This window comes from Devosia sp. FKR38, assembly GCF_005222805.1.
Classification (GTDB): domain Bacteria; phylum Pseudomonadota; class Alphaproteobacteria; order Rhizobiales; family Devosiaceae; genus Devosia.
This window is the reverse complement of the sequence record NZ_STGC01000002.1, coordinates 642227-665186: the sequence shown is the minus strand read 5'-3', so window position 1 is coordinate 665186 and position 22960 is coordinate 642227. Positions and strand designations below refer to the sequence as shown.

General features: G+C 64.1%; 29 protein-coding genes. 17 read left to right on the top strand and 12 right to left on the bottom strand.

The genetic code is table 11. The features are described from left to right. Positions 1 to 12: 12 nt before the first annotated feature. The 6 genes from rsmG to hemE form a co-directional block, all read right to left on the bottom strand. A complete protein-coding gene (rsmG, locus tag E8M79_RS03265) occupies positions 13 to 660 on the bottom strand; it encodes a 16S rRNA (guanine(527)-N(7))-methyltransferase RsmG (protein ID WP_137150487.1) in 648 nt (215 codons plus the stop codon). Next, the gene (gene mnmG / locus E8M79_RS03260) at positions 660 to 2522 is read right to left on the bottom strand and encodes a tRNA uridine-5-carboxymethylaminomethyl(34) synthesis enzyme MnmG (RefSeq protein WP_137150486.1); all 1863 of its coding nucleotides are present in this window, start codon (positions 2520 to 2522) and stop codon (positions 660 to 662) included. The genes rsmG and mnmG overlap by 1 nt, the downstream gene beginning before the upstream one ends. A gap of 82 nt (positions 2523 to 2604) precedes the next feature. Beyond that, on the bottom strand, positions 2605 to 3897 hold the full coding sequence (gene mnmE, locus E8M79_RS03255; RefSeq protein WP_137150860.1) for a tRNA uridine-5-carboxymethylaminomethyl(34) synthesis GTPase MnmE: 1293 nt from the start codon (positions 3895 to 3897) through the stop codon (positions 2605 to 2607). Positions 3898 to 3948: 51 nt separating this feature from the next. Beyond that, complete coding sequence (gene rho / locus E8M79_RS03250; protein ID WP_137150485.1) at positions 3949 to 5214, bottom strand: transcription termination factor Rho; 1266 nt, start codon at positions 5212 to 5214, stop codon at positions 3949 to 3951. A gap of 181 nt (positions 5215 to 5395) precedes the next feature. Beyond that, on the bottom strand, positions 5396 to 5821 hold the full coding sequence (gene hemJ / locus E8M79_RS03245; protein ID WP_137150484.1) for a protoporphyrinogen oxidase HemJ: 426 nt from the start codon (positions 5819 to 5821) through the stop codon (positions 5396 to 5398). 27 nt (positions 5822 to 5848) lie between these two features. After that, positions 5849 to 6874 carry a uroporphyrinogen decarboxylase gene (hemE, locus tag E8M79_RS03240; protein ID WP_137150483.1) on the bottom strand — a complete coding sequence of 342 codons (1026 nt, stop codon included), beginning with the start codon at positions 6872 to 6874 and terminating at the stop codon, positions 5849 to 5851. Between the two features lie 434 nt (positions 6875 to 7308). Here hemE and E8M79_RS03235 point away from each other — a divergent pair, with 434 nt between their 5' ends. Genes E8M79_RS03235 through dnaQ form a run of 4 tightly spaced genes read left to right on the top strand, consistent with a single transcriptional unit; the run spans position 7309 to position 10026 of the window. Beyond that, positions 7309 to 7911 carry a Maf family protein gene (locus E8M79_RS03235; protein WP_137150859.1) on the top strand — a complete coding sequence of 201 codons (603 nt, stop codon included), beginning with the start codon at positions 7309 to 7311 and terminating at the stop codon, positions 7909 to 7911. Next, entirely contained in the window at positions 7908 to 8735 is an 828-nt protein-coding gene (locus E8M79_RS03230) for a shikimate dehydrogenase (protein WP_137150482.1), read from the top strand. Before E8M79_RS03235 ends, E8M79_RS03230 begins: the two co-directional genes overlap by 4 nt. Before the next feature lie 2 nt (positions 8736 to 8737). Next, positions 8738 to 9334 carry a dephospho-CoA kinase gene (gene coaE / locus E8M79_RS03225; RefSeq protein ID WP_137150481.1) on the top strand — a complete coding sequence of 199 codons (597 nt, stop codon included), beginning with the start codon at positions 8738 to 8740 and terminating at the stop codon, positions 9332 to 9334. Further along, positions 9331 to 10026: a DNA polymerase III subunit epsilon gene (gene dnaQ, locus E8M79_RS03220; protein ID WP_137150480.1), complete on the top strand. Its 696-nt coding sequence runs from the start codon at positions 9331 to 9333 to the stop codon at positions 10024 to 10026. Before coaE ends, dnaQ begins: the two co-directional genes overlap by 4 nt. 79 nt (positions 10027 to 10105) lie before the next feature. Here the strand turns inward: dnaQ and secB are convergent, their stop codons facing one another. Together secB and E8M79_RS03210 are read right to left on the bottom strand one after the other, a co-directional pair. Next, entirely contained in the window at positions 10106 to 10609 is a 504-nt protein-coding gene (gene secB, locus E8M79_RS03215; protein ID WP_137150479.1) for a protein-export chaperone SecB, read from the bottom strand. A 101-nt stretch (positions 10610 to 10710) separates the two neighbouring features. After that, positions 10711 to 11178 (bottom strand): FxsA family protein, encoded by a 468-nt coding sequence (locus E8M79_RS03210; protein WP_171015681.1) that lies wholly within the window; start codon positions 11176 to 11178, stop codon positions 10711 to 10713. Between the two features lie 158 nt (positions 11179 to 11336). Between E8M79_RS03210 and E8M79_RS03205 the strand changes: the two genes are divergently transcribed. From E8M79_RS03205 to E8M79_RS03195, 3 genes are read left to right on the top strand one after another with little or no spacing between them, the layout of a single operon-like run. Further along, positions 11337 to 12050, top strand: a complete 714-nt coding sequence (locus tag E8M79_RS03205; protein ID WP_137150477.1) for a Tim44/TimA family putative adaptor protein — start codon at positions 11337 to 11339, stop codon at positions 12048 to 12050. Between the two features lie 31 nt (positions 12051 to 12081). Beyond that, positions 12082 to 12678: a Smr/MutS family protein gene (locus E8M79_RS03200; protein ID WP_137150476.1), complete on the top strand. Its 597-nt coding sequence runs from the start codon at positions 12082 to 12084 to the stop codon at positions 12676 to 12678. Then, on the top strand, positions 12675 to 13043 hold the full coding sequence (locus E8M79_RS03195; RefSeq protein WP_137150475.1) for a helix-turn-helix transcriptional regulator: 369 nt from the start codon (positions 12675 to 12677) through the stop codon (positions 13041 to 13043). Before E8M79_RS03200 ends, E8M79_RS03195 begins: the two co-directional genes overlap by 4 nt. A 168-nt stretch (positions 13044 to 13211) precedes the next feature. Here E8M79_RS03195 and hslU read toward each other — a convergent pair whose 3' ends face one another. The 3 genes from hslU to hslV are packed head-to-tail and all read right to left on the bottom strand — an operon-like array spanning position 13212 to position 15596. Further along, positions 13212 to 14522 (bottom strand): ATP-dependent protease ATPase subunit HslU, encoded by a 1311-nt coding sequence (hslU, locus tag E8M79_RS03190; RefSeq protein ID WP_137150474.1) that lies wholly within the window; start codon positions 14520 to 14522, stop codon positions 13212 to 13214. Further along, on the bottom strand, positions 14515 to 15039 hold the full coding sequence (locus E8M79_RS03185; RefSeq protein WP_137150473.1) for a GNAT family N-acetyltransferase: 525 nt from the start codon (positions 15037 to 15039) through the stop codon (positions 14515 to 14517). Before E8M79_RS03185 ends, hslU begins: the two co-directional genes overlap by 8 nt. After that, complete coding sequence (hslV, locus tag E8M79_RS03180) at positions 15036 to 15596, bottom strand: ATP-dependent protease subunit HslV (protein WP_137150472.1); 561 nt, start codon at positions 15594 to 15596, stop codon at positions 15036 to 15038. The genes E8M79_RS03185 and hslV overlap by 4 nt, the downstream gene beginning before the upstream one ends. A 685-nt stretch (positions 15597 to 16281) precedes the next feature. On the opposite strand from hslV, the gene hisB reads away from it, so the two are divergent. The 9 genes from hisB (at position 16282) to coaA (ending at position 21624) form a co-directional block, all read left to right on the top strand. After that, positions 16282 to 16869 (top strand): imidazoleglycerol-phosphate dehydratase HisB, encoded by a 588-nt coding sequence (gene hisB / locus E8M79_RS03175; protein WP_137150471.1) that lies wholly within the window; start codon positions 16282 to 16284, stop codon positions 16867 to 16869. A gap of 188 nt (positions 16870 to 17057) precedes the next feature. Then, positions 17058 to 17405: a DUF2628 domain-containing protein gene (locus E8M79_RS03170; protein ID WP_137150470.1), complete on the top strand. Its 348-nt coding sequence runs from the start codon at positions 17058 to 17060 to the stop codon at positions 17403 to 17405. Further along, positions 17402 to 18052 carry an imidazole glycerol phosphate synthase subunit HisH gene (hisH, locus tag E8M79_RS03165; protein WP_137150469.1) on the top strand — a complete coding sequence of 217 codons (651 nt, stop codon included), beginning with the start codon at positions 17402 to 17404 and terminating at the stop codon, positions 18050 to 18052. The genes E8M79_RS03170 and hisH overlap by 4 nt, the downstream gene beginning before the upstream one ends. Continuing rightward, complete coding sequence (gene hisA, locus E8M79_RS03160) at positions 18049 to 18780, top strand: 1-(5-phosphoribosyl)-5-[(5-phosphoribosylamino)methylideneamino]imidazole-4-carboxamide isomerase (protein WP_137150468.1); 732 nt, start codon at positions 18049 to 18051, stop codon at positions 18778 to 18780. The genes hisH and hisA overlap by 4 nt, the downstream gene beginning before the upstream one ends. Beyond that, entirely contained in the window at positions 18777 to 19112 is a 336-nt protein-coding gene (locus tag E8M79_RS03155; protein WP_137150467.1) for a hypothetical protein, read from the top strand. Before hisA ends, E8M79_RS03155 begins: the two co-directional genes overlap by 4 nt. Continuing rightward, positions 19112 to 19339: a hypothetical protein gene (locus E8M79_RS03150; protein WP_137150466.1), complete on the top strand. Its 228-nt coding sequence runs from the start codon at positions 19112 to 19114 to the stop codon at positions 19337 to 19339. Before E8M79_RS03155 ends, E8M79_RS03150 begins: the two co-directional genes overlap by 1 nt. A gap of 106 nt (positions 19340 to 19445) precedes the next feature. Next, on the top strand, positions 19446 to 20243 hold the full coding sequence (hisF, locus tag E8M79_RS03145) for an imidazole glycerol phosphate synthase subunit HisF (protein WP_137150465.1): 798 nt from the start codon (positions 19446 to 19448) through the stop codon (positions 20241 to 20243). Positions 20244 to 20347: 104 nt separating this feature from the next. After that, entirely contained in the window at positions 20348 to 20674 is a 327-nt protein-coding gene (locus tag E8M79_RS03140; protein ID WP_137150464.1) for a phosphoribosyl-ATP diphosphatase, read from the top strand. Then, on the top strand, positions 20674 to 21624 hold the full coding sequence (coaA, locus tag E8M79_RS03135) for a type I pantothenate kinase (RefSeq protein WP_137150463.1): 951 nt from the start codon (positions 20674 to 20676) through the stop codon (positions 21622 to 21624). Before E8M79_RS03140 ends, coaA begins: the two co-directional genes overlap by 1 nt. A 10-nt stretch (positions 21625 to 21634) precedes the next feature. Here the strand turns inward: coaA and E8M79_RS03130 are convergent, their stop codons facing one another. Then, positions 21635 to 21985 (bottom strand): VOC family protein, encoded by a 351-nt coding sequence (locus E8M79_RS03130; protein WP_137150462.1) that lies wholly within the window; start codon positions 21983 to 21985, stop codon positions 21635 to 21637. Between the two features lie 119 nt (positions 21986 to 22104). Here E8M79_RS03130 and dapB point away from each other — a divergent pair, with 119 nt between their 5' ends. Then, entirely contained in the window at positions 22105 to 22959 is an 855-nt protein-coding gene (gene dapB, locus E8M79_RS03125; RefSeq protein ID WP_137150461.1) for a 4-hydroxy-tetrahydrodipicolinate reductase, read from the top strand. The last annotated feature ends 1 nt before the right edge of the window (position 22960 follow it).

Sequence of the window (22960 nt, the reverse complement as noted above, 5' to 3'; positions counted from 1 at the left end):
GCTCGTTCGCCGCTAACTAACTGATTTCTCTCGCAAATTGCTCAGCGTGAGAAGGACACCGCTTCGATCAGTGTCACTAGGGGTTATTAACACGTCGTAGCTCCAGCGCGTAGCGCTTTCGGCGAGTTCTTCAACATGTTCCCGCCCTTTGTGCAGGATCGCCCGTGTCTTGGGCGTCATGAACGGCGCCATCCAGCCGCACAATTGCGGCAGACTGGCCAGCGCGCGCGAGGTGATGACGTCGGCGGGCGGTGTCTCACGTGAATCAATCTGATCGGTGCGCCGCCCTTCGACGGTTACCATCAGCCTGAGCTCGCGCGCCACGGTGCGCAGGAAACTGACCTTTCGCCCATTGGGCTCCATCAGCGTGAAGTGGCGATTCGAACCCTTGAGGGCGATCGCGAGAGGCAATGCTGGCAGGCCGCCACCGCTGCCCATATCGATGAAGCTCTTGTCCGACTCGGTGAGCAGGTTCAGCACCTGCAGGCTGTCGGCAAAATGCCGGGTCCAGACCTCGTTGAGTGTTTCACGTGAAACAAGATTCTGTATGGACTGCCACTTGCGCATCAGGACAGCATAGGATTCCAGATCGGCAGCAACGGCCTCGATGGGGCGGACAAAATGGCGCTCATAGGGCGCGATGGCGGACAGTTCGGGCATCAGCTGGCCTTGCGCAATTCGCCGCGGCGGATCACCGCCAGCAGCAGGGTGACGGCGGCCGGCGTCATACCGTCCATGGCCTGGGCTTGGGCAATGGTCTGCGGTCGCAGCTGCTTGAGCTTTTGCCGCAGTTCCATGGAGAGGCCGGGAATGGCGTCATAGTCGATGGCCTGAGGGATCGACTTCTGTTCGTCGCGCCGCACCGTCTCAATGTCATCGCGCTGACGGTCCAGATAGACGGCATATTGGGCATCTACCACCAACTGGTCCAGCACCGCCGGGGCAATGCCAGCGATCTCGGGCCACAGCCGCGTCGCATCAGCGGGCGTCACGTCAGGATAGGACAACAGGTCGAAGGCCGAACGCAGCTTGCCGTCCTCATTGACGGCAATGCCGGCCTTGCGCGCCACGCTGGGCGTCGCACTCAGCTGGCGCAACAGGGCCCGGCCTGTGGCGAGAGCCTCTGCCTTTTCCAGATAGAGTTCGGACCGTTGCTCGCCAACCAGGCCCGTGGACATGGCCAGCGGCGTCAGCCGCTGGTCGGCATTGTCAGCGCGCAGATGCAGGCGGAACTCGGCGCGTGAGGTGAACATGCGATAGGGCTCGGAGACCCCGCGCGTCACCAGATCATCGACCATGACGCCGAGATAGCTCTCGGTGCGCGAGAGGACCAGCGGCTCACGCCCTGCCGTGGCCAGGGCGGCGTTGGCGCCGGCCAGCAGGCCCTGGGCGCCGGCCTCTTCATAGCCGGTGGTGCCATTGATCTGGCCAGCGAGGTACAGGCCCGGCTGTCGCTTGACCTCGAGCGTCGAGCGCAATTCGCGCGGATCGACATAGTCATATTCGATCGCATAGCCTGGCCGCACGATCCGCACGTTTTCCAGCCCCGGCATGGAGCGCAGGAAGGCCTCCTGCACGTCGGCCGGCAGCGAGGTCGACAGACCATTGGGATAGATGGTCGTATCATCAAGCCCTTCGGGCTCAAGGAAGATCTGGTGACTCTCGCGATCGGCAAAGCGGACGATCTTGTCCTCGATCGAGGGACAGTAGCGCGGCCCGCGGCTCTGGATGCGGCCCGAATACATCGCCGAGCGATGCAGATTATCGGAAATGATCCGGTGCGTTTCCTGCGTGGTGCGGGTGATGTGGCAGGCAATCTGCGGCGTGGTTATGGCCGTCGTCAGCGCCGAAAACGGCTCCGGCGGTTCGTCGCCGGGTTGCGATTCCAGCACCGAGAAGTCAATGCTGCTGCCATCGAGCCGCGCCGGCGTGCCAGTCTTGAGACGCCCCAGCGCCAGGCCCAGCGCTTCGAGCCGGGTGGAGAGGCCCAGCACTGGCGCCTCACCGACGCGACCGGCCGGCACCGTCTCTTCGCCGCGATGAATCAGCCCGCGCAGAAAAGTACCGGTGGTCAGCACCACGGCGCGGGTACCGAAGGCGCGGCCATCGAGCAGGCGCACGCCGGTGATGGCGCCAGCCTCGACGATGATGTCATCGACTTCGCCTTCGATCACCGTGAGAATGGGCTGCGCTGATATGGCCGCCTGCATGGCCAGCCGATAGAGCTTGCGATCGGCCTGGGCGCGCGGTCCGCGCACGGCGGGACCCTTGCGGCGATTGAGCACGCGAAACTGGATGCCGGCGGCATCGGCGACGCGGCCCATCAGCCCGTCCATGGCGTCGATTTCGCGCACCAGATGGCCCTTGCCCAAGCCACCGATGGCCGGATTGCAGCTCATCTCGCCTATGGTCGCGAACTTGTGGGTGATCAGGGCCGTGGGGACGCCCAGGCGCGCCGAGGCGGCGGCGGCTTCGCAGCCGGCATGGCCTCCTCCGACAACGACAACGGCAAAATCGCTCATGGGTGTGTTCTCCGGTCGCGGTCCATAGGGCAATGTTTCACGTGAATCAATTCACAGCCTCGTCCGCAGTGTTTCACGTGAATCATTTGCCGATGCAGAAACTCGAAAACAGCCGATCCAGAACCCGCTCGGCATCGATGCGACCGATCAACCGTTCGAGCGCCTGCGATGCCTGCCGCAGGCTTTCGGCAGCCAGTTCGGGCTGTGCCAATTGCGCAGCTGCCTGATCCAAGGCCGCCACTGCCGCCGTCAGCGCCAGTCTATCACGTTCCCGGCTCAGGAGCATCGATCCCGTGCCGGTCAGCCCCTGGCCCACAATCTCGATAGCGGCCAGGAGGTCGTTGATGCCAGCGCCCGTCATGGCAGACACCGCGATGTCGGCGCTGCCGGGATGGTCCAGATCGCTTTTGGTCGCCACGGTGATGTCGGCGCGCTCGACCAGCGGATCATCCGTCGCCGCAATATCGGGCGCCTGGAGCCAGAGCACAATATCGGCCTGCTCAATGGCGAGGCGCGCGCGGCGCACGCCTTCGGCCTCGGCCTTGCTGTCGGTGTCGCGCAGCCCGGCCAGGTCGAGCAGCACATAGAGCTGGCCATTGATGTCGAGCGGCACTTCGCGCACGTCGCGCGTGGTGCCGGCCTCGTCGGTGACAATGGCGATGTCGGATTTGGCCAGCGCATTGAGGAGGCTCGACTTGCCGGCATTGGGCGGGCCGGCCAGCGCCACGCGAATGCCTTCGCGAATGATGCGGCCGTGTTCGACCGATTGCAGCGCCGTGTCGATGTCTGCACGTAGGGCGGCAATATCAGCGCCAAAGCTGGCCGGCAGGGCGTCGCCGACGTCACCTTCATCGGAAAAATCGAGATTGGCTTCGATCTCGGCGCGCAGATCGAGCAAGTGGTGACGCCAGCCATCGATGCGCTGGGTCAACCCACCCTCGAATCGCGCCAGGGCCTGGCGGCGTTGATTTTCGGTTTCCGCGTCGAGCAGATCGCCCAGGCCTTCGATCTCGACGAGATCGAGCTTGCCATTTTCGAAGGCGCGGCGGGTGAATTCGCCGGCCTCGGCCAGGCGTGCGCCCAATTGCGTCAGGAGCTTCAGGATGGCCCGAACCCCGGCCGGGGAGCCATGCACCTGCAGCTCGGCACAATCCTCGCCAGTGAAGCTGGCTGGGCCCGGAAACCAGGCCACAAGGCCACGATCAAGCAGGGAGTGGTTACCGATGGGGCGCAGCACCAGGCGCCGCGGTTCCGGCAGGGAACCGGCGATAGTCGCAACAATGCTGGAGACAGAGGGGCCCGAGAGACGGATCACCGCCACCCCAGATGGCGTTGCCCCGGAGGACAGCGCCACAATGGTATCGCCTGACCGCATGGGGTCAGGCAATGAAATGGGCGACGGCATGAAGCAGCGCGCCCATCACAGTTACGTATTCATCGATTCGAAGAATTCGGCATTGTTCTTGGTCTGGCGCAGCTTATCGAGCAAGAAGTCGATAGCATCCACTGTCCCCATCGGGTTCAGAATACGGCGCAAGACATAAGTCTTCTTGAGCGCATCTGGAGCAACCAGCAGTTCTTCTTTGCGCGTGCCGGATTTCAAAATATCGATGGCCGGGAAGACGCGCTTGTCTGCAATCTTGCGATCGAGCACGATTTCCGAGTTGCCGGTGCCCTTGAATTCTTCAAAGATCACTTCGTCCATGCGGCTGCCGGTATCGATCAGCGCGGTCGAGATGATGGTGAGCGAGCCACCTTCTTCGATATTGCGGGCGGCGCCAAAGAAGCGCTTCGGGCGCTGCAGCGCATTGGCGTCCACACCACCGGTCAGCACCTTGCCCGATGACGGAACAACGGTGTTATAGGCGCGGCCGAGGCGGGTGATGTTGTCGAGCAGGATCACCACATCGCGCTTGTGTTCGACCAGCCGCTTAGCCTTTTCGATGACCATCTCGGCCACCTGGACGTGACGGATCGCCGGCTCGTCAAAGGTCGAGGCAATCACCTCGCCCTTCACGGTGCGCTGCATGTCGGTGACTTCTTCGGGCCGCTCGTCGATGAGCAGCACGATCAGATAGCACTCGGGATGATTGGTCGAGATCGAGCGCGCGATATTCTGCATCATGATGGTCTTGCCGACGCGCGGCGGCGCGACGATCAGGCAGCGCTGGCCCTTGCCGAGCGGAGCAACCAGATCAATGACACGGCCCGAGCGATCCTTGAGCGTGGGATCATCGATCTCCATGCGCAGGCGTTCATCGGGATAGAGCGGCGTCAGATTGTCGAAATTGACCTTGTGGCGAACAGCCTCGGGGTCTTCGAAATTGATGGTGTTGACCTTGAGCAGCGCGAAATAGCGCTCGCCTTCCTTGGGAGACCGGATCTGGCCTTCAACCGTGTCGCCGGTCCGCAGACCAAAGCGGCGAATTTGCGAGGGGCTGACGTAGATATCGTCAGGACCGGGAAGATAATTGGCATCAGGGGAGCGCAGAAACCCGAACCCGTCGGGGAGAACCTCAACCACGCCCTCGCCGGTGATATCGACTTCCTGGGCGGCAAGTTCCTTGAGAATGGCAAACATCAATTCCTGTTTGCGCATGGTCGAGGCATTCTCGACCTCGTGTTCTTCGGCGAACACCAACAGTTCGGCCGGGGATTTGGCCTTGAGCTCACTGAGCTTCATATTCTGCATGTAGCGGATAAACCCTTGAGGGAAATCTGGACGGCTAGTCGTTTTGGGAGGGTAGGCACCGCGCAGCGACCGGGGCCGGTCAGCTCATTGATGGGATGCGTTAAAACCCATGTAACCCGATCCGCCGCCAGTTTCAAGATTGAAACCGCGGACGGACCGGCCGATTCACGTGAAACAGCCCCTAGAAGGGCTTCACAATCACCGCAATCACGATAACAGCCGCGATGACGAAGGGGATTTCGTTGATCGAGCGGAAGAACTTGTGGCTGCGCGTATTGCGGTCTTGCGCAAAGGCTCGCAGCAGCGAACCGTAAAAGCCATGCATGCCGCTGAGCGCAATGACCATCACAGCTTTGAGCCACATCCAGCCCTGCGAGAAATCCACCAGGCCATAGCCAAAGGCCAGCCAGAGCCCGAAAATCCAGGTGGCGATCATCGCCGGGGTCATGATGCCGCGATAGAGCCGGCGCTCCATGATCTTGAGCGTTTCAGAGAGCTCGGAACCCACCGTGGCGCCGGCGTGATAGACGAACAGCCGTGGCAGATAGAGCAGCGCGGCCATCCAGGCGATCACCGAGAGCACATGCAGTGCCTTGACCCATTCCATCGTCGAATCCTCTAGAGTTTCGGCCAGTTAGCCGGCCTTGACCCGTTCGATCAAGCGGGCGACGTGCTCGATGGGCGTTTCGGGCACAATGCCATGGCCAAGATTGAAGATATGCGGCCGGTCGGCAAGAGCGGCAATGATTGCGTCGACTCGCTCATCCATCTGCGCGCCACCGGCTACGAGGCGCAGTGGATCGAGGTTTCCCTGCACCGTGAGACCCGCCGGCAGATGCTGCGCGGCAAAGTCGAGCGGCGTGGCATAATCAAGACCCAGGGCATTAACGCCGGTGCCGGCCGCATAGCGCGCCAGATTGCCGGCTGCGCCGCGCGGAAAGCCGATGATCGGCGCATTGGGCACGCGGGCGCGCACGCCCTCAACGATCCGGCGATTGGGGGCAATCACCTGCGTTTCAAAAGCCGCATCGTCCAGGTTGAGCGCCCAGCTCTCAAACAGCTGCACCACATCGGCGCCCGCTTCAAATTGCCCAACGAGATAGTCGATGCTCGTCGCCACCAGAACATCCATCAGGGCGGCAAAGGCCTCTGGGTGGCGCAGGGCGAAGAGCCGCGCCGCAGCCTGGTCCGTCGACCCGCGGCCGCCAATCATATAGGTGGCCACCGTCCAGGGCGAACCGCAGAAGCCAATCAGCGTCTTGTCGTCAGCCAGCTCGGCGCGCAGACGAGACAGTGTCTCAAACATCGGCGCCAAATGGGCCAAAGCCCGTTCGGGCTTGAGCGCACCGATCGTCTCTTCGGTCACCGGCTCAAGGATGGGCCCCTCGCCTTGTTCAAAGCGAACCTTCTGGCCCAGGGCATCAGGGACCACCAGAATGTCGGAGAACATGATGGCGGCGTCGAGATCAAAGCGTCGCAGCGGCTGCAGCGAGACTTCCACAGCCAGGTCTGGCGTGTAGCAGAGATCGAGGAAGTCCCTGGCGAGGGCGCGGGTCTGCCGGTACTCGGGCAGATAGCGGCCGGCCTGACGCATGATCCACACCGGGGGACGCGTCTGGCGTTCGCCCAGGACCGTGGCGAGCAAAGGCTTATGGCTCACGTCAAACTTCCCTTTCCAAAAACCCCAAAGAGTCTTTCTGACTTAGTATTTGTATTATCATGGCGGTGTTTTGAGCCAATTCATCGCTCTCCACAATCGCGCTCGTGGCGGCACAAGCGCGCAGGCTCATGGTTAATGCCCTGTTAACAGACGGTTCGGGGCATCGCCTCCGACACGCCGCCCTAACCCTTAACGAAAGCTTAACGCGGCGACTCCGGAGTCAATGATTCGCTTTGGCATGTGCAAAACCGCTTAGTAGCCCCGATCGCCGCGCGAACACTTATCCCCAGAGCTATCCCCTAGTCTGCCGACCCCTCCCCCGCAGCCGGAGTGTTAACACTTTGGTAACCAGCGGGGACAAGTTTGGCCGATCGGCAAAACCATGAGTCATTGTCACAGCTTGGGCTTGAGCTGTGCATGACAGTGTGGAAAACATGGTGCCCATGTTGATCCTTGCATCCCGCAGCGCCACCCGCAAAGCCTTGCTGCAGCAGGCTGGATTGCGTTTTTCCAGCGTGCCGGCCGAGGTCGATGAACGCGGGCTCGAAGCCAGCGCGATTGCTGCCGGCGGCGACGGCCGGGACGTCGCCATTATCCTGGCGCAACGCAAGGCCGAGGCGGTTTCCGCCGCCCATCCGGGCGCCATTGTGATCGGTGCCGACCAGACGCTGAGCCTGGGCACCGAGCTTTTGCACAAGCCGGCCAATCGCAGCGACGCCGCCAACCAGCTCGACCATCTGCGCGGCAAGACCCATCGCCTGCATGCGGCGGTGAGCCTGGTGCGCGACGGCACTATCTTGTGGTCCGACGTGCAGACCGCCGAGCTCACCATGCGCGACTTTACCGCCCAAGAGCGCAACGATGTGCTCGACCGCGAGGGCGATGCGGTGCTGGCCTCGGTGGGTGGCTATCGGCTGGAAGGCCCCTCGATCCGGCTGTTTGAAACCGTGACCGGCGATTATTTCACCATTCTGGGCCTCCCGCTTCTGCCGCTGCTGGCCGCCCTGCGCAGCTTTGCGCCCGAGACACTGCAGTGAGCATCAAGGCTTTTGTGATCGGCCATCCGATCAACCATTCGCGTTCGCCCCTGATCCATGGGCGCTGGCTGGCCGAGCACGGCATCGACGGCAGTTATGAGGCGATCGACGTCGCCCCGGCGGACTTGCCCACGTTCTTTGAGAGGCTGCGGGCCGGGGAATTTGCCGGCGGCAATGTCACCATTCCGCACAAGGAAGCCGTGTTTGCCCTGTGCGACAGCATTGATCCGCTGGCCCGCACCATTGGCGCGGTCAATACGCTCGTGGTGACCAATGGCCAGGTTGCCGGCAGCAACACCGACTATCTCGGCTTTCTCGGCAATCTCGATGCCGGGGCGCCGGGCTGGGACAAGGGCACGGGTCCCGCTATCGTCTTGGGGGCCGGCGGCGCGGCGCGGGCCATCCTTGTGGCGCTGCAGAGCCGGGATATCCCGGTGGTGCTGCTCAATCGCACCGTCGCGACGGCCGAGAAGCTGGCGCGCGAACTGGGCGGCGCCATCACGCCCAGCGCGCTGGCCGATTTCAACGCCCTGGCCGGCGACGCAAGGCTAGTGGTCAACACATCCTCGGTGGGCATGCATGGCAGCCGGTTTGAGGACATTGATCTCCATCGCCTGCCGGCCACGGCGCTGGTGACCGACATCGTTTATGTGCCGCGCACCACGCCGCTTTTGGCCGATGCGCAAGCCCGTGGCCTGCGCACAGTCGATGGTCTGGGCATGCTGCTGCATCAGGCGGTGCCGGGCTTTGCGGCCTGGTTTGGCACGCGGCCAAGTGTGACCCCCGACCTGCGCGCCGCCATCGAGGCGACACTGGAGCATTGAGCATGTGGCGCATTGGCTTGACGGGCTCGATAGCCACCGGGAAATCCACCGTCCTCAAGGCCTTTGCCGATCTGGGGGTGCCGGTGCTCTCGGCCGATGACGTCGTCGCCGCGCTTTATGCCGGGGCCGCGGTGGCGCCGGTTGCGGCACTGTTCCCCGGCGTCGAACGCGACGGCAAGATTGATCGCGGTCTCCTGGCGGCCAAGCTGGCGGCCGACCCCAGCGGCTTTGCCGCGCTGGAGGCTGTCGTCCACCCCATGGTCCGCGCCGGCATCGCTGCTTTTCTGGCCAAGGCCGAGGCCGATGGCGCGCCCCTGGCCGTCGTCGAAGTGCCGCTGCTGTTCGAGAGCGGGCATGACTATGGCTTTGACGCCATCGGCGTCACCTGGGTCGATCCCGCCATCCAGCGCCAGCGGGCGCTGGCACGACCCGCAATGAGCGGGGAAAAGCTCGACACCATCCTTGCCCGCCAGATGCCGCAGGACGACAAGAAGGCCCGGGCGAGCTATCTCTTTGATACCGGCCTGCCCATCGACAAGACCCGCGAACAGGTGGCCGCATTGGTGGCCGCCATTCGCGCCAGGAAGGCGATGTCATGACCCGCGAGATCGTGCTCGATACCGAAACCACCGGCCTCTCCCCCGCTTCGGGCGACCGCCTGGTCGAAATCGGCTGCGTCGAGCTGATCAATCACATCCCCACCGGCCAGACCTTCCACGTCTATATCAACCCGCAGCGCTCCATGCCCGAAGAGGCCTTCCGCGTGCATGGGCTGAGCGAGGAATTCCTGGCCGACAAGCCGCTGTTCAAGGATGTCGAGGCCGATTTCCGCGCCTTTATCGGCGATGCCACGCTGATCATCCACAATGCCGCCTTTGACATGGGCTTTCTCAATGCCGAGCTGGAGAAAGCCGGCCAGCGGGCGCTGCCCAATGTGGTGATCGATACCGTGCAACTGGCGCGGCAAAAACACCCGGGCGCAAGGGTGAGCCTTGATGCCCTGTGCAAGACCTATGGCATCGACAATTCGCGCCGGACCCTCCATGGCGCGCTGCTCGACAGCGAGATCCTGGCCGAAGTTTATCTCGAGCTGATCGGCGGCAAGCAGGTGAGCCTGGCGCTGATCGCAGAAAGTAATGTCTCGGGCGCCGATGCCATTGCCGGTCGCACCATTGCCCTGCCCCGTCCCACATCACTGCCACCCCGCATCAGCCAGGCCGAGCGCGAGGCCCATGCCGCCTTTGTCGCGGGGCTGGGGCCCGAAGCGCTGTGGGCCAGCTACGATAAATAAGCCGGTTCCGAGCCCCCGGGGATAACAAAACCCCCAGATTGCTCCGGGGGTTTGTAAGGCTTTGCGTTATTGCGAAAAATCAGTTCGGCTTGTCGGTCGCCGGCTGGGCTGCGCCCTGCTGGGCGGCGAGCTTGGCCAGATTCTGCCGATAGATGGCGGCGAAATCGACCGGCTCCATCATCAGCGGCGGGAAGCCGCCCTGCTGGGTGACGCTGGCCAGCACCTGGCGGGCGAACGGGAAGATCAGGCGCGGGCATTCGATCATCAGCAACTGGCTGAGCGTGGCCTCGGGCACATTCTTGAGACGGAACACGCCGCCATAGATCAGCTCGACATTGAACAGGATGGCCTGTTCGCGATTGGCCTTGGCGTTCAGCGTCAGCTCGACGGCATAGATGTCATCGGCCTGCTTCTTGACCGCCACCGAGATGGAGACGTTGAAGGCCGGGTTGCCGCCGCCGGTCATGATCGAGGCGGGTGCGCCCGGATTCTCGAACGACAGGTCGCGGATATACTGGCCCACCATGTTCATCGAGGGCATGTTGGCCTGGGCGGATGCTTCGCCCTGGGTCTCGTCGGACATAGACGGTTCCTTTGTCGAAAAACGTTGAAGCTGGCTACCACCTTTGCCGGACAGTCACAAGCGTGCGAGCCATGGCAAGGTTACTGGCGGCAGCGGGCGGTTCACTTGGGACGATAATGCTCGTCATCGAGGTCAATCACCGCCGGACCATCGACGCGCCGATCCTCTGGCGGCACGCCCGGACGGGTGTAGCTGGTGTAGCTGCTGGCATTGACCACGGTGACGCGTTTGGCGAGGCTATCGTAGATCAGCCCGCGCACCGGCGGCAGCAGCAGGGCCAAAGCGACGATGTCGCTGAGAAAGCCCGGCAGCACCAGCAGCACGGCGGCCAGCCCGATCATCATCGCATCGGCCAGATCGCGGGCCGGCAGGCGGCCGGCGCTGACATTGCTGCGCATTTGGCTCAGGATCTGGATGCCCTGCAGGCGCAGCAACAGGCTGCCGGCAATGCCGGCGCCGATCACCAGCGCCAGGGTCGGCCACAGGCCAATGGACTGGCCGACCTTGATGAACAAGGCGATCTCGATAATGGGCAGGGCCAGAAACCCCAGGGCAATAAATCGCAACACGTGTGATGTCCTTCCCGCGGCGGCGCGGCAAATCAGCGTTCGCCCCATCGTGAACTGGTTTTGGGGTGAGGCTTTCCCTATATATAGGTCAATTCCTGCGCTCAGCGAGCGCTCCCGCGTCATTTCTTGGCGCAGTTGACGGTAAGGTGCATTGCCCAATGGACGAATTCTTCGATCTGCCCACTCTCATTGTGATCGCCATCGCGGTTTTCGTGCTGTTCCGCCTGCGCTCCGTGCTGGGGACCCGCACCGGCACCGAGCGCCCGCCGGTGGAGCGCCGCAAGCCGGCTGACCCGGTGGCCAAGGACGATGTGGTCGTGCCCATGCAGCCGCGCGGCACGGCCGCCCCGGAGCTGGACGATGACCGCCGCAACCGCAAGCTCGAGGCCGAGATCGAGCAGTTTGCCCGCAGCGATGCCGAACTGGCCACCGGCCTGCGCGCCGTGGCCGAGGTCGATCCGACCTTTACCCCCAAGAGCTTCCTCGAAGGCGCCAAGCAGGCCTATGAGATGATCGTCACCGCCTATGCATCGGGCGATCGCGCTACCCTCAAGAATCTGCTGGAAAAGGACGTGTTTGACGGCTTCCAGAGCGCCATCGCCGAGCGCGAAGCCGCTGGCCAGACCGTGGACTTCACCTTTGTGGGCCTGCCCAAGGTCGAATTCTCCGACGCCGAATACGACCGCAAGAACGTGCTGGTGACCATCCGCTTCCACGCCGAAGTGGTCTCGGCCACGCGCGACAAGGCCGGTACGCTCGTTGAGGGCAATGCCGACCAGGTGCAGACCATCGCCGACGAATGGACCTTCCAGCGCAATCCGAAATCGCGCGACCCGAACTGGAAAGTCGTGACCACCAGCCAGCTCGACTAAGGACCAGGCCAGAGCCGGGCGGCACCTTTCCATGTCCAAGCGCGACAACAAGCGCCTGCCGCATGATTTCCACCTGTGGACGGCCGTGGCCGCTACGGTCGATCCCCTGCGGCGCAAGGGATTGCTCAAGCTCGGCACTGGCCCGCTGCCGCTGCCCGAACCCGAATCGGTGCCCGTCACCACCACGCCCTCGGCGCCGCCACCGCCCAAGCGGCAGCCGCCACGCCGGCCATTTCTGCCGCCATACCAGGCGCCGGCGCCACAGGCCAATCTGCCCGACAAGGCAGTCGACCCCGCCATCCGCAAGAAGGTCGGCCGCGGCCGCATCGATATCGATGCGCGCATTGACCTGCATGGCATGACCCAGACTGAGGCGCGCAGCGCGCTGCATGGGTTCCTGCACACCCGCTTTTCGCGCGGCGACCGGACGGTGCTGGTCATTACCGGCAAGGGGCTCAAGACCGACAATGACTATATCGCCGCCATGACCGAGCGCGGGGTGCTGCGCACCATGCTGCCGATCTGGCTGAATGAACCATCGCTGTCGCCCATGGTCTCGGGCTGGAGCGTCGCCGCGCGCGGCCATGGTGGGGAGGGCGCCTGGTATGTGCGCCTGCGCCGCGCATGACCCCGCTGGGCGCCCGCATACGGCAGATGCGCGAGGAGCGCGGCATCTCGCTCAAGGACATGGCGGCCGCGCTCAATGTCTCGAGCGCCTATCTCTCGGCGCTTGAACATGGCAAGCGCGGCAAGCCGACCGGATTTCTGCTGCATCGCATCATCGCCTTCTTCAACGTCATCTGGGACGAGGCCGAGGAGCTGCAGCGCCTGGCCGAAGTCAGCGACCCAAAAGTCACCATCGATACCGGCGGCATGCTCCCCGAAGCCACCGAGCTGACCAATCGTCTGCGCGATGATATCAGCCGGCTCGAGACCGAGGATTTGAAGTTCTTGCGCGATGAGCTGATGCGGCGCTCGGGGCGCAAGCGGTAGGGGCTGGCCCCTGTATTGGGGCTCCCGACACCCCCTCCCAACCTCCCCCATCATGGGGGGAGGTGCAGATCGTGTATGCGGCGCATCCGGGCCCTTCGAGCCTAGCTCTTGGGGCCTAGCCGCCTAAAATCGCTCCACCGGAGCGATTTTGCGTCGAGGCGCCGGCGGCTAGAGCACGAACTTGCTGAGGTCCGTATCCTTGGCCAGGGCGCCGACTTTTTCGGCGACGAAGGCCGCGTTGATGGCGATGGTCTGGCCCGGCTTGTCGGGGGCTTCAAAGCTGATGTCTTCGACCAGCCGTTCCATCACCGTCTGCAGCCGGCGGGCGCCGATGTTCTCGACCGTATTGTTGACCAGCACGGCCGCATCGGCGATCGCCTCGATGGCGTCCGGACTAAAGGTCAGCGTCACGCCCTCGGTGCCCATCAGCGCCACATATTGCTTGATCAGGCTCGCCTCGGTGTCGTTGAGGATGCGGATGAAATCCTCGCGGGTCAGCGCCTTGAGCTCGACCCGGATCGGCAGGCGACCCTGCAGTTCGGGCAAGAGATCGCTGGGCTTGCTGACATGGAAGGCGCCCGAGGCGATGAACAGGATATGGTCGGTGTTGACCGGGCCATATTTGGTCGAGACCGTGGTGCCTTCGATCAGCGGCAACAGATCGCGCTGCACGCCTTCGCGCGACGGACCGCCCTGGGCGCCGCCTTCGCGATGGGCCACCTTGTCGATCTCGTCGATGAAGACGATGCCGTGGTTTTCCACCAGGGCGATGGCCTCGCTCTTGAGCTGATCCTGATCGAGCAGCTTGTCGGCCTCTTCGGCGATCAGCGGCTCATAGGCGTCCTTGACCTTGACCTTGCGCTTGACGCCCCGCCCGCCCATGGCCGACTTGAACATGTCGGAGAGGTTGATCATGCCGATGCCGCCATTGGGCATGCCGGGGATCTCGAAGCCGCCGGTATTGGGCGCCGGCGTCATCTCGATCTCGATTTCGCTGTCATCAAGCTCATTGTTGCGCAGCTTTTTGCGGAACGAATCCCGGGTCGAGGGCGCGGCCGACTGGCCGACCAGCGCATCGAGCACGCGGTTTTCCGCATTGGCATGCGCCTGGGCCTGCACATCGGCGCGGCGCTTGTCGCGCAGCACGGCAATGCCGGCTTCCACCAGGTCACGAATGATCTGTTCGACATCGCGGCCGACATAGCCCACTTCGGTGAATTTGGTGGCTTCCACCTTGATGAAGGGCGCCTGGGCGAGGCGCGCCAGGCGGCGCGAAATCTCGGTCTTGCCGACGCCCGTGGGGCCGATCATCAGAATGTTCTTCGGGCTCACCTCGCGGCGCAGCTCGGGCGGCAGCTGCTGCCGGCGCCAGCGATTGCGCAGGGCCACGGCCACGGCGCGCTTGGCGTCGTTCTGGCCTACGATATGGCGGTCCAGCTCGGAAACGATCTCGCGGGGGGAGAAATTGGTCTCAGTCATTTTGGTTCTTTCCTGGTGCCTCGTCGAGATAGCGCACCATCAAATGATCGCCGTAGAACCGACCGCCCCAGTAATAGGCACGGGGGTCACTGGCGTAGATATGGAAGCCGGCTTTTTCATAGAACCGGATGGCGGCCGGGTTCTGATCCCAGACACCCAGATGCAGCTGCAGCACGCGGCCCCGGGCATAATCGAGGATGGTCTCAACCAGCGCCATGGCGCAGCCTGTGCCGCGCAAGGCCGGATCGACATACATCTGGATCAGCCAGCCCCTGTGCCGGTCCTTGTCGCCCAGCTCGGCCATGAAGCCGGCCAGACCAACAAGCTGGCCAGCTTTGTTCACGGCGCCGAACAGGCTGAGCTTCTCCAGCGTCTGGGTCCAGTAGTCATCGGGCTTGCCCGACGCACTTTCATAGGTGCTGGCATAGGCTTCGGGATGATCGCGCAGGCTTTTCAGCCGAATCGCCCGATAGGCCGCCATGTCGTCGGTCGTCAGAAGCCGGACGGTGATGCTCACTGGCCCAGCTCGATGCTTTCGACCGTCACATTGCCATTGGTATAGACGCAGATCTCCTCGGCAATCTTCATGGCGCGGCGGGCGATGTCCTCGGCGTCGAGCTCGGTGGCCTGATGCAGGGCCAGCGCCGCCGAATGGGCATAATTGCCGCCCGAGCCGATGGCGATGACGCCATGGTCGGGGGTGAGCACATCGCCATTGCCGGTCAGCACCAGCGTGTCGGTCTTGTCGGCCACGATCATCATGGCTTCCAGCTTGCGCAGATAGCGATCGCCGCGCCAGTCCTTGGCCAGTTCGACCGCCGCCCGCATCAGCTGGTCGGGATATTGCTCGAGCTTGGCTTCGAGGCGTTCAAACAGCGTGAAGGCATCGGCAGTGGAGCCGGCAAAGCCGCCGATCACCTTGCCGCCGGCCAGGCGCCGCACCTTCTTGGCGCCGTGCTTCATCACGGTCTGGCCCATGGACACCTGGCCATCGCCGGCGACCACGACCTTGTTGCCCTTGCGCACGGACACGATCGTCGTCCCGTGCCAGCCGGGGAATGCTGAATCACTCATGGTGGGAGATACTCCGAATTGTTGAGTGATATTTAGGAGCCCCCGAACGGAATGCAACAGACGCGCGCAAGCGCCCCTCGGCGCCAGGGCGCCTGGGGGACACGGTATGAAGCGGCTTTCGCCCCGGACGGCTTGCGCCGCCTGGTTGTTTATTGAAGAGGCGAAAGCCGCTTCACACGAGCTGGTATTCCTGCGCACGCATCGAGCGGCCGCCCTTTCGGGTTGGACCTGCCGGCGTAGGGCGGGGCACCCAGCCCCTCTCTCCCCACGGCCCGCATCCGGCCGGTGGTCAGCATACACGCATCGGCCTGGGCGACCCCATGCAGCCAGTCTCCCCGCCCGATGCTTCGTCGGCACCGCGTGAGCGGCGGGAATGGGGGCAGTGTGGCACAGGATTTTGGGGGCGGGGATAAGGGGGATTGGGAAACCCGGAAACCAGGGGCTCCCAACACCCCCTCCTAGCCTCCCCCATCAAGGGGGAGGTACGGCCCGGTGGGTTGAACACGATTGTGCCCCAAGAGTGGAGCGTCACCTCCCCCTTTATGAGGGAGGCCGGGAGGGGGTGAGGCTTGGCCCTGATGTCACGGCGTTCACACCCCGCCGCACCGCCATCAGCCGGTTCAACGCAATCTTCACCTGACCATGCCTATCTGCTAGGGACTGCCGACCCCTCGGAGATCTGCCCATGCGTAAAGCCACCATCGCCCGCAAGACCAACGAGACCGAGATTGCCGTCTCGATCAACCTCGACGGCACGGGCGCCCATGCCATGGCGACCGGGGTGGGCTTTTTCGATCACATGCTCGACCAGCTCAGCCGGCACTCGCTGATTGATATGGATATCTCCTGCAAGGGCGATCTGCACATCGACTTCCACCACACGGTGGAAGACGTCGGCATTGCGCTGGGCCAGGCGATCAGCCAGGCGCTGGGCGACAAGAAGGGCATCCGTCGCTATGCCAGCGCCGACCTGCCCATGGATGGCACGCTGACCCGCGCCGCGCTGGATGTGTCGGGCCGGCCGTTCCTGGTGTTCCGCGCCGAGTTCACCCGCGACAAGGTGGGCGAGATCGACACCGAGCTGTTCCGCGAGTTCTTCCAGGCCTTCGCCATGAACGCCGGCATCACGCTGCATATCGAGAACTTCTACGCCGACAACAACCATCATCTGGCCGAGTCCATGTTCAAGGCCGTGGCCCGCGCCCTGCGCGAGGCGGTCGAGATCGATCCGCGTCAGGCGGACCGCGTGCCCAGCACCAAGGGCACGCTCTAGGCCCCAGCGCCAGTCGCTGGAGTGGTGGCAACGCGGGCTTTCGTTTGCGGCCCTTTTGCACTAAGTCCAAAACCATCGCGGTGACGCCCCGACCAAGGCCGGGGTCCATCCTGAGATTTCGAGGTCATTCCGGCGCGTGCCGGCAGGCCATCGGGCTTGATGGACGGTGCCGCACGGGAAGCGATGACATGACCCTCTACGCTATTTTTGACCCCAAGCCCGGCAGGCCCGACCTGCCCGTCGCTGTGCCGGAGCGCTTCTCCTGGCTGGCCGCACTGCTGCCGCCGCTGTTCCTGATCGCCCACGGGCTCTGGCTGGAGCTGGTGGCCTTTGTGCTCAAGCTGGTCGCGCTGCTGGTGCTGGCCGATTACATCGGCGGCGACGCAGCCTTTGGCCTTTATCTGCTGGTGGCGCTCTGGCTCGGCTTTGCCGCGCCGGGCCTGCGCCGCCATGCCCTGGTCTGGCGCGGCTGGACCCATCGCGGCACCCGCATCGCCCTGAGCGCCGAAATGGCCCAACTGGAGGCACTGGCATGAGCCTTGTGACCATCATCGACTATGGCGCCGGCAATCTGCACTCGGCCGCCAAGGCCTTCGAGCGCATGGCCGATGGCCTGGGCGGCATCACCGTCGAGGTGACCGCTGACCCCGAGCGCGTGCGCCGGGCCGACCGCATAATGCTGCCCGGCGTCGGCGCCTTTGCCGATTGCAAGGCCGGGCTCGATGCCGTGACCGGCATGGCCGAAGTGCTGACCGAGCGGGTCATTCGGGGCGGCGTGCCCTTCCTGGGCGTCTGCGTTGGCATGCAGCTGCTGGCCAGCGAGGGCCGCGAAAAGACCATCACCCCGGGCCTGGGCTGGATTCCCGGCGCGGTGGTGCCCATCACCCCGGCCGACCCGGCGCTCAAGGTGCCGCATATGGGCTGGAACACCATCGCCATCACCCGCCCGCATGCGCTGTTCGACGGCATCACCGCCGGACCCGACGGGCTGCACGCCTATTTCGTGCATTCCTATCATTTGGTGACCGAGAGCCCCGATACGCTTTTGGCCACCACCGACTATGGCGGGCCGCTGACCGCCTGCGTCGGCCGCGACAATATTTTCGGCACCCAGTTCCATCCGGAAAAAAGCCAGGCACTGGGGCTCAAGCTGATCGAGAATTTCCTGAGGTGGACGCCATGATCCTGTTTCCTGCCATCGACCTCAAGGACGGCCAATGCGTGCGGCTCAAGCTGGGCGACATGGAACAGGCCACCGTTTTCAACGACGATCCTGCCGCTCAGGCGAAGAGCTTTGAGGACCAGGGGTTCGAGTATCTGCACGTCGTTGATCTCAACGGCGCCTTTGCCGGCGAGAGCGTCAATGGCGCGGCGGTCGAGGCGATCCTCAAAGCCGTGGACTTTCCGGTGCAGCTCGGCGGCGGCATCCGCACGCTGGCCCATATCGAAAGCTGGCTCGACAAGGGCCTGGCCCGCGTGATCCTGGGAACGGTGGCGGTGCGCGACCCCGCGCTGGTCAAGGCTGCCGCGCAGAAATGGCCCGGCCAGGTGGCCGTGGGCATTGATGCGCGCAAGGGCATGGTGGCGGTGGAAGGCTGGGCGGAAACCTCCGAGCTCTCCATCATCGAATTGGCCAAGCGCTTCGAAGGCGCGGGCGTCGCCGCCATCATCTATACCGACATCGACCGCGACGGCGTGCTGGCCGGGATCAACTGGGAGTCGACGCTCGAGCTGGCCCGCGCGACCTCCATTCCGGTGATCGCCTCGGGGGGGCTGGCCTCCATGGCCGATATCGAGCGGCTGACCCGGCCGGATGCTGCAGTGCTCGAAGGCGCCATCTCGGGCCGCGCGCTCTACGATGGCCGCATTGATTCACGTGAAGCATTGGCTCGGCTCAAGGGTGCCGCATGAGCAGTCCCGCCCCCGCCCGGCCCCGGCGCTTTCCCTGGCTGACCTATGGCCTGATCAGCTTCGCCATCGCTTTTCTCGCCGCCCTGCCGCTGTTCTCGGTGCTGTTCACCGCCTTTGTCGCCGATATGAACGGCTGCCAGGTCGATGAAGGCAGCCCGCACCCCTGCATGGTCATGGGCCAGGACTGGGGCGACACGCTCTATTTCACCGGCGTGATGGGCTGGCTGATGCTGGCGACGTTGCCGCTGGGCATCATGGGTCTGGTGGGCATCATGGTGATCGCCATCATCCACCGCATCATCTGGGGCCGCCGGCAGAAGGACGCGCAGTGATGGCCACGCCGCGCCCGATCCTGGTCACCTCGATCAACTTCCTCTGGTACCTCTTGGCGCCGATCCCCATATTGGCGCTGGGCTATGCGGCGCTGGTCAATTGGTTGCCCGGCTGGTTCCTGCTCATTGCGCTTTTTGCTTTCTTCATGTGGCTGTTCTCGCTGGCCTTTGCGCTCTATGCCGCGCTGCGCCGGCGCAGTGGTCAACCCAAGGATCCCCGACAGTGACGCTCAAGACCCGTCTCATTCCCTGCCTTGATGTCATGGGCGGCTCGCCCGCGTCGCCCGCAGCGCCTGCGGCGCGAGGACGCGCAAACCAGAAAGGACGCGGCCGTTGACCCTCAAGACCCGCCTCATTCCTTGCCTCGATGTCATGGGTGGCCGCGTCGTCAAAGGCGTCAACTTCGTTGACCTGCGCGACGCCGGCGACCCGGTGGAAGCAGCCATGGCCTATGACGCGGCCGGCGCCGATGAGCTGACCTTTCTCGACATCACCGCCAGCCACGAGGGCCGCGACACGATTTTTGACGTCGTCGCCCGCACGGCCGAGCACTGCTTCATGCCCGTGACCGTGGGCGGCGGCGTGCGCAGCATTGAGGATATCCGCAAGCTGCTGCTGGCCGGCGCCGACAAGGTGGCGATCAATTCGGCCGCCGTCAGCGACCCCGACTTCATCGCCCGCGCCGCCGACAAGTTCGGCAACCAGTGCATCGTCGTCTCGGTCGACGCCAAGCAGCGCCTGACCCAATCCGTGGGTGGCGACAACCGCAGCGAATGGGAAATCTTCACCCATGGCGGGCGCAAGCCCACCGGGCTCGACGCGGTGGAATTTGCCGCCCGCATGGTTGAGCGCGGCGCCGGCGAACTGCTGGTGACCTCGATGGACCGCGACGGCACGAAGTCCGGCTTTGACCTCAAGCTGACCCGGGCCATTGCCGATGAAGTCCCCGTGCCGGTGATTGCCTCGGGCGGTGTCGGCTCGCTGCAGGACCTGGTCGATGGCGTGGTTGAAGGCCATGCCAATGCCGTGCTCGCCGCTTCGATCTTCCACTTCGGCACCTTCACCATTCCCCAGGCCAAGCGCTATCTGGCCGACCATGGCGTGGCGGTGCGGCTGGACGGCGTCGTCTGAGCCAGAGGTCGCAGATGACGCGGCGGCAATAATTTGCTCTAAGCCAGACCCAACACGGTTGTCCCCGGCCAAACGGCCGGGATGCCAGCGCGGATGATGGAGCCTTGACGGACATGACCCTCGACGACCTCGACGCCCGCATTGCCAGCCGCGCGGCGGCGTCCCCCGATGAGAGCTACACCGCCAAGCTGATCAGCCGCGGCATGGAAAAATGCGCGCAAAAGCTCGGCGAGGAAGCGACGGAAGCCGTGATCGCCGCGGTGACCGGTAATGGCCCCGAACTGGTCAAGGAAAGCGCTGACGTGCTCTATCACCTGCTGGTGGTGCTGCGCGCCGCCAATGTGCCGCTGTCGGCCGTGATGGCCGAGCTCGATGCCCGCACCGCCCAGTCGGGCCTGGCCGAGAAGGCCGCCCGCAAGGACCAGGCGTAATGAGCAAGCGCAAGCCGGTCTTGGCGCCCTATCACCAGTTCACCAAGGCACAGTGGAGCGCCCTGCGCGCCGACGAGCCCATGACGCTGACCGCCGAGGACATCGCCCGGCTGCGCACGCTGAGCGACCCCATTTCGCTCGAAGAGGCCGAACAGACCTATCTGCCGCTGACGCGCCTCCTCTCGTTTTACGTCGAGGCCATCCAGAACCTGCATTCCGTCTCGACGCGTTTCCTTGAAACCGCCGACCAGAAGGTGCCCTTCATCATTGGTGTCGCCGGTTCGGTGGCAGTGGGGAAATCGACCACCGCGCGTATCCTCCAGGCGCTGCTGCAGCGCTGGCCGACCAGCCCCAAGGTGGATCTGGTCACCACAGACGGCTTTCTCTACCCCAATGCGGTGCTGGAACAGCGCGGCATCATGGCCCGCAAGGGCTTTCCCGAAAGCTATGACCGCACCCGCTTCGTGCAGTTCCTGGCCGATATCAAATCGGGCAAGAGCGACGTCAAGGTGCCGGTCTATTCGCACCTGGTCTATGACGTGGTGGCTGGCAGCGAGGTGGTGATCGACCGCCCCGATATCCTGATCGTGGAAGGGCTCAATATCCTGCAGCCGGGCGAACTGCCCAAGACCGGCAAGCCGATCCTCTTCGCCTCCGACTTCATCGATTTCTCGATCTATATCGACGCCGACAATGCCGATCTCGAAGACTGGTTCATGGAGCGCTTCTTCCGGCTGCGCGACACGGCCTTTAAGGACCCGACCTCCTTCTTCCGCCGCTTTGCCGAGATGAACGAGGCCGAGGCCGGCGAATTCGGCCGCATGGTGTGGCGCACCATCAACCTGCCCAACCTGCTCGACAACGTCCTGCCCACGCGCGGCCGGGCCGACCTGGTGCTGAAAAAGGGCAAGGACCATCTGATCGAGATGGTGCAGCTGCGCCGCGTCTAGTCGCGCGGCCTCAGTAGGTGCCGTGCTGGGGCTGGCTCAGCACGATCTGATTGCCATCGGGATCGCGGAACTTGGCGGTCTTGAAGAAATCGCCCATCGACTTGGCCACCGGCATCAGGCCCTGCAGGCTCAATCGGCCGAGATCTTCGGCCAGATCATCCACGATCAGGGTCAGCAGGCTCGCCCCCGCCCGGTCGGCATCGGCGGTGATCTGCACCCAGCCACCGCCAGGCAGTTTCCATTCGGCCACATCGCTGATGGGGCGAGCGTCGGGCGGCCGGCCAAACAGGCGTTCGTAGAAATCGAGGGCATCCGTCAGATCGTCCACCGCGATACCGGCCAGCGCGTTGGTGATGGTCAATTCAGCGTCCTTGGTTTTGGCGTTAAGGCAAGCTTACCATGTTGACGGCAATGGGGCACCGGTGTTGGCGTTTTGTCACGGCGCTGCTATAGCCCTGACCCGATCGAGGAGTTGGACCATTGGCTGATCTCAAGGTGGTTGTGGCGGGCGCCGGCGGGCGCATGGGCGTGGCCAATATCCGCGCCGTGGCGGAGCGCAGCGGCATGAGCCTGCATGGCGCGCTGGCCAATCGAATGACCCTGCATGCTGCCGTCGACCGGCCCGGCACTCCGGCCATCGGCCAGGACGCCGGCGTCTATGCTGGTATCGGCGCGCTGGGCGTGGCCATCACCGATGACATGGACGCCGCGCTCCAGGGCGCCGACGCCATCATCGACTTTACCGCGCCGGCCGCCAGCGTGGCGCTGGCCGCCAAGGCAGCAGAGCTGGGCCTGACCCATGTGATCGGCACCACGGGCTGTTCGGAGGCCGATGACGCCGCCATCGCCCAGGCCGCCAGCCAGGGCGCCGTGATCATCAAATCCGGCAATTTCTCCATGGGCATGGTGGTGCTGGCCAAACTGGTCGAAAAGGCCGCCGCAGCGCTGGCCGAATACGACATCGAAATTCTCGAAATGCACCACAACAAGAAGGTCGATGCCCCCTCGGGCACCGCCCTGATGCTGGGCGAGGCGGCGGCCAAGGGCCGCGACATCAGCCTCAAGGACCATTCGGTGCGCGTGCGCGACGGCCATACCGGCCCGCGCGAAGCCGGCACCATCGGCTTTGCCACGCTGCGCGGCGGCAATGTGATCGGTGATCACCTGGTGATCCTGGCTGGCCCCTCCGAGCGCATCGAGCTCAACCACCGGGCGCAGGACCGCACCATCTATTCCAATGGCGCCACCCAGGCCGTGCTCTGGGCCGCCGGCAAGGCGCCCGGGCTTTATTCCATGGTCGACGTGCTCGGCCTCAACGACGCAACAAGGACCTAAA

What these genes read in the sequence shown, in the direction of transcription:
- rsmG (WP_137150487.1), bottom strand. Translation starts at nt 660, where the DNA reads ATGCCCGAACTGTCCGCCATCGCGCCCTATGAGCGCCATTTTGTCCGC.
- mnmG (WP_137150486.1), bottom strand. Translation starts at nt 2,522, where the DNA reads ATGAGCGATTTTGCCGTTGTCGTTGTCGGAGGAGGCCATGCCGGCTGC.
- mnmE (WP_137150860.1), bottom strand. Translation starts at nt 3,897, where the DNA reads ATGCGGTCAGGCGATACCATTGTGGCGCTGTCCTCCGGGGCAACGCCA.
- rho (WP_137150485.1), bottom strand. Translation starts at nt 5,214, where the DNA reads ATGCAGAATATGAAGCTCAGTGAGCTCAAGGCCAAATCCCCGGCCGAA.
- hemJ (WP_137150484.1), bottom strand. Translation starts at nt 5,821, where the DNA reads ATGGAATGGGTCAAGGCACTGCATGTGCTCTCGGTGATCGCCTGGATG.
- E8M79_RS03235 (WP_137150859.1), top strand. Translation starts at nt 7,309, where the DNA reads ATGGTGCCCATGTTGATCCTTGCATCCCGCAGCGCCACCCGCAAAGCC.
- coaE (WP_137150481.1), top strand. Translation starts at nt 8,738, where the DNA reads ATGTGGCGCATTGGCTTGACGGGCTCGATAGCCACCGGGAAATCCACC.
- dnaQ (WP_137150480.1), top strand. Translation starts at nt 9,331, where the DNA reads ATGACCCGCGAGATCGTGCTCGATACCGAAACCACCGGCCTCTCCCCC.
- secB (WP_137150479.1), bottom strand. Translation starts at nt 10,609, where the DNA reads ATGTCCGACGAGACCCAGGGCGAAGCATCCGCCCAGGCCAACATGCCC.
- E8M79_RS03205 (WP_137150477.1), top strand. Translation starts at nt 11,337, where the DNA reads ATGGACGAATTCTTCGATCTGCCCACTCTCATTGTGATCGCCATCGCG.
- E8M79_RS03200 (WP_137150476.1), top strand. Translation starts at nt 12,082, where the DNA reads ATGTCCAAGCGCGACAACAAGCGCCTGCCGCATGATTTCCACCTGTGG.
- E8M79_RS03195 (WP_137150475.1), top strand. Translation starts at nt 12,675, where the DNA reads ATGACCCCGCTGGGCGCCCGCATACGGCAGATGCGCGAGGAGCGCGGC.
- hslU (WP_137150474.1), bottom strand. Translation starts at nt 14,522, where the DNA reads ATGACTGAGACCAATTTCTCCCCCCGCGAGATCGTTTCCGAGCTGGAC.
- hslV (WP_137150472.1), bottom strand. Translation starts at nt 15,596, where the DNA reads ATGAGTGATTCAGCATTCCCCGGCTGGCACGGGACGACGATCGTGTCC.
- hisB (WP_137150471.1), top strand. Translation starts at nt 16,282, where the DNA reads ATGCGTAAAGCCACCATCGCCCGCAAGACCAACGAGACCGAGATTGCC.
- E8M79_RS03170 (WP_137150470.1), top strand. Translation starts at nt 17,058, where the DNA reads ATGACCCTCTACGCTATTTTTGACCCCAAGCCCGGCAGGCCCGACCTG.
- hisH (WP_137150469.1), top strand. Translation starts at nt 17,402, where the DNA reads ATGAGCCTTGTGACCATCATCGACTATGGCGCCGGCAATCTGCACTCG.
- hisA (WP_137150468.1), top strand. Translation starts at nt 18,049, where the DNA reads ATGATCCTGTTTCCTGCCATCGACCTCAAGGACGGCCAATGCGTGCGG.
- E8M79_RS03155 (WP_137150467.1), top strand. Translation starts at nt 18,777, where the DNA reads ATGAGCAGTCCCGCCCCCGCCCGGCCCCGGCGCTTTCCCTGGCTGACC.
- E8M79_RS03150 (WP_137150466.1), top strand. Translation starts at nt 19,112, where the DNA reads ATGGCCACGCCGCGCCCGATCCTGGTCACCTCGATCAACTTCCTCTGG.
- coaA (WP_137150463.1), top strand. Translation starts at nt 20,674, where the DNA reads ATGAGCAAGCGCAAGCCGGTCTTGGCGCCCTATCACCAGTTCACCAAG.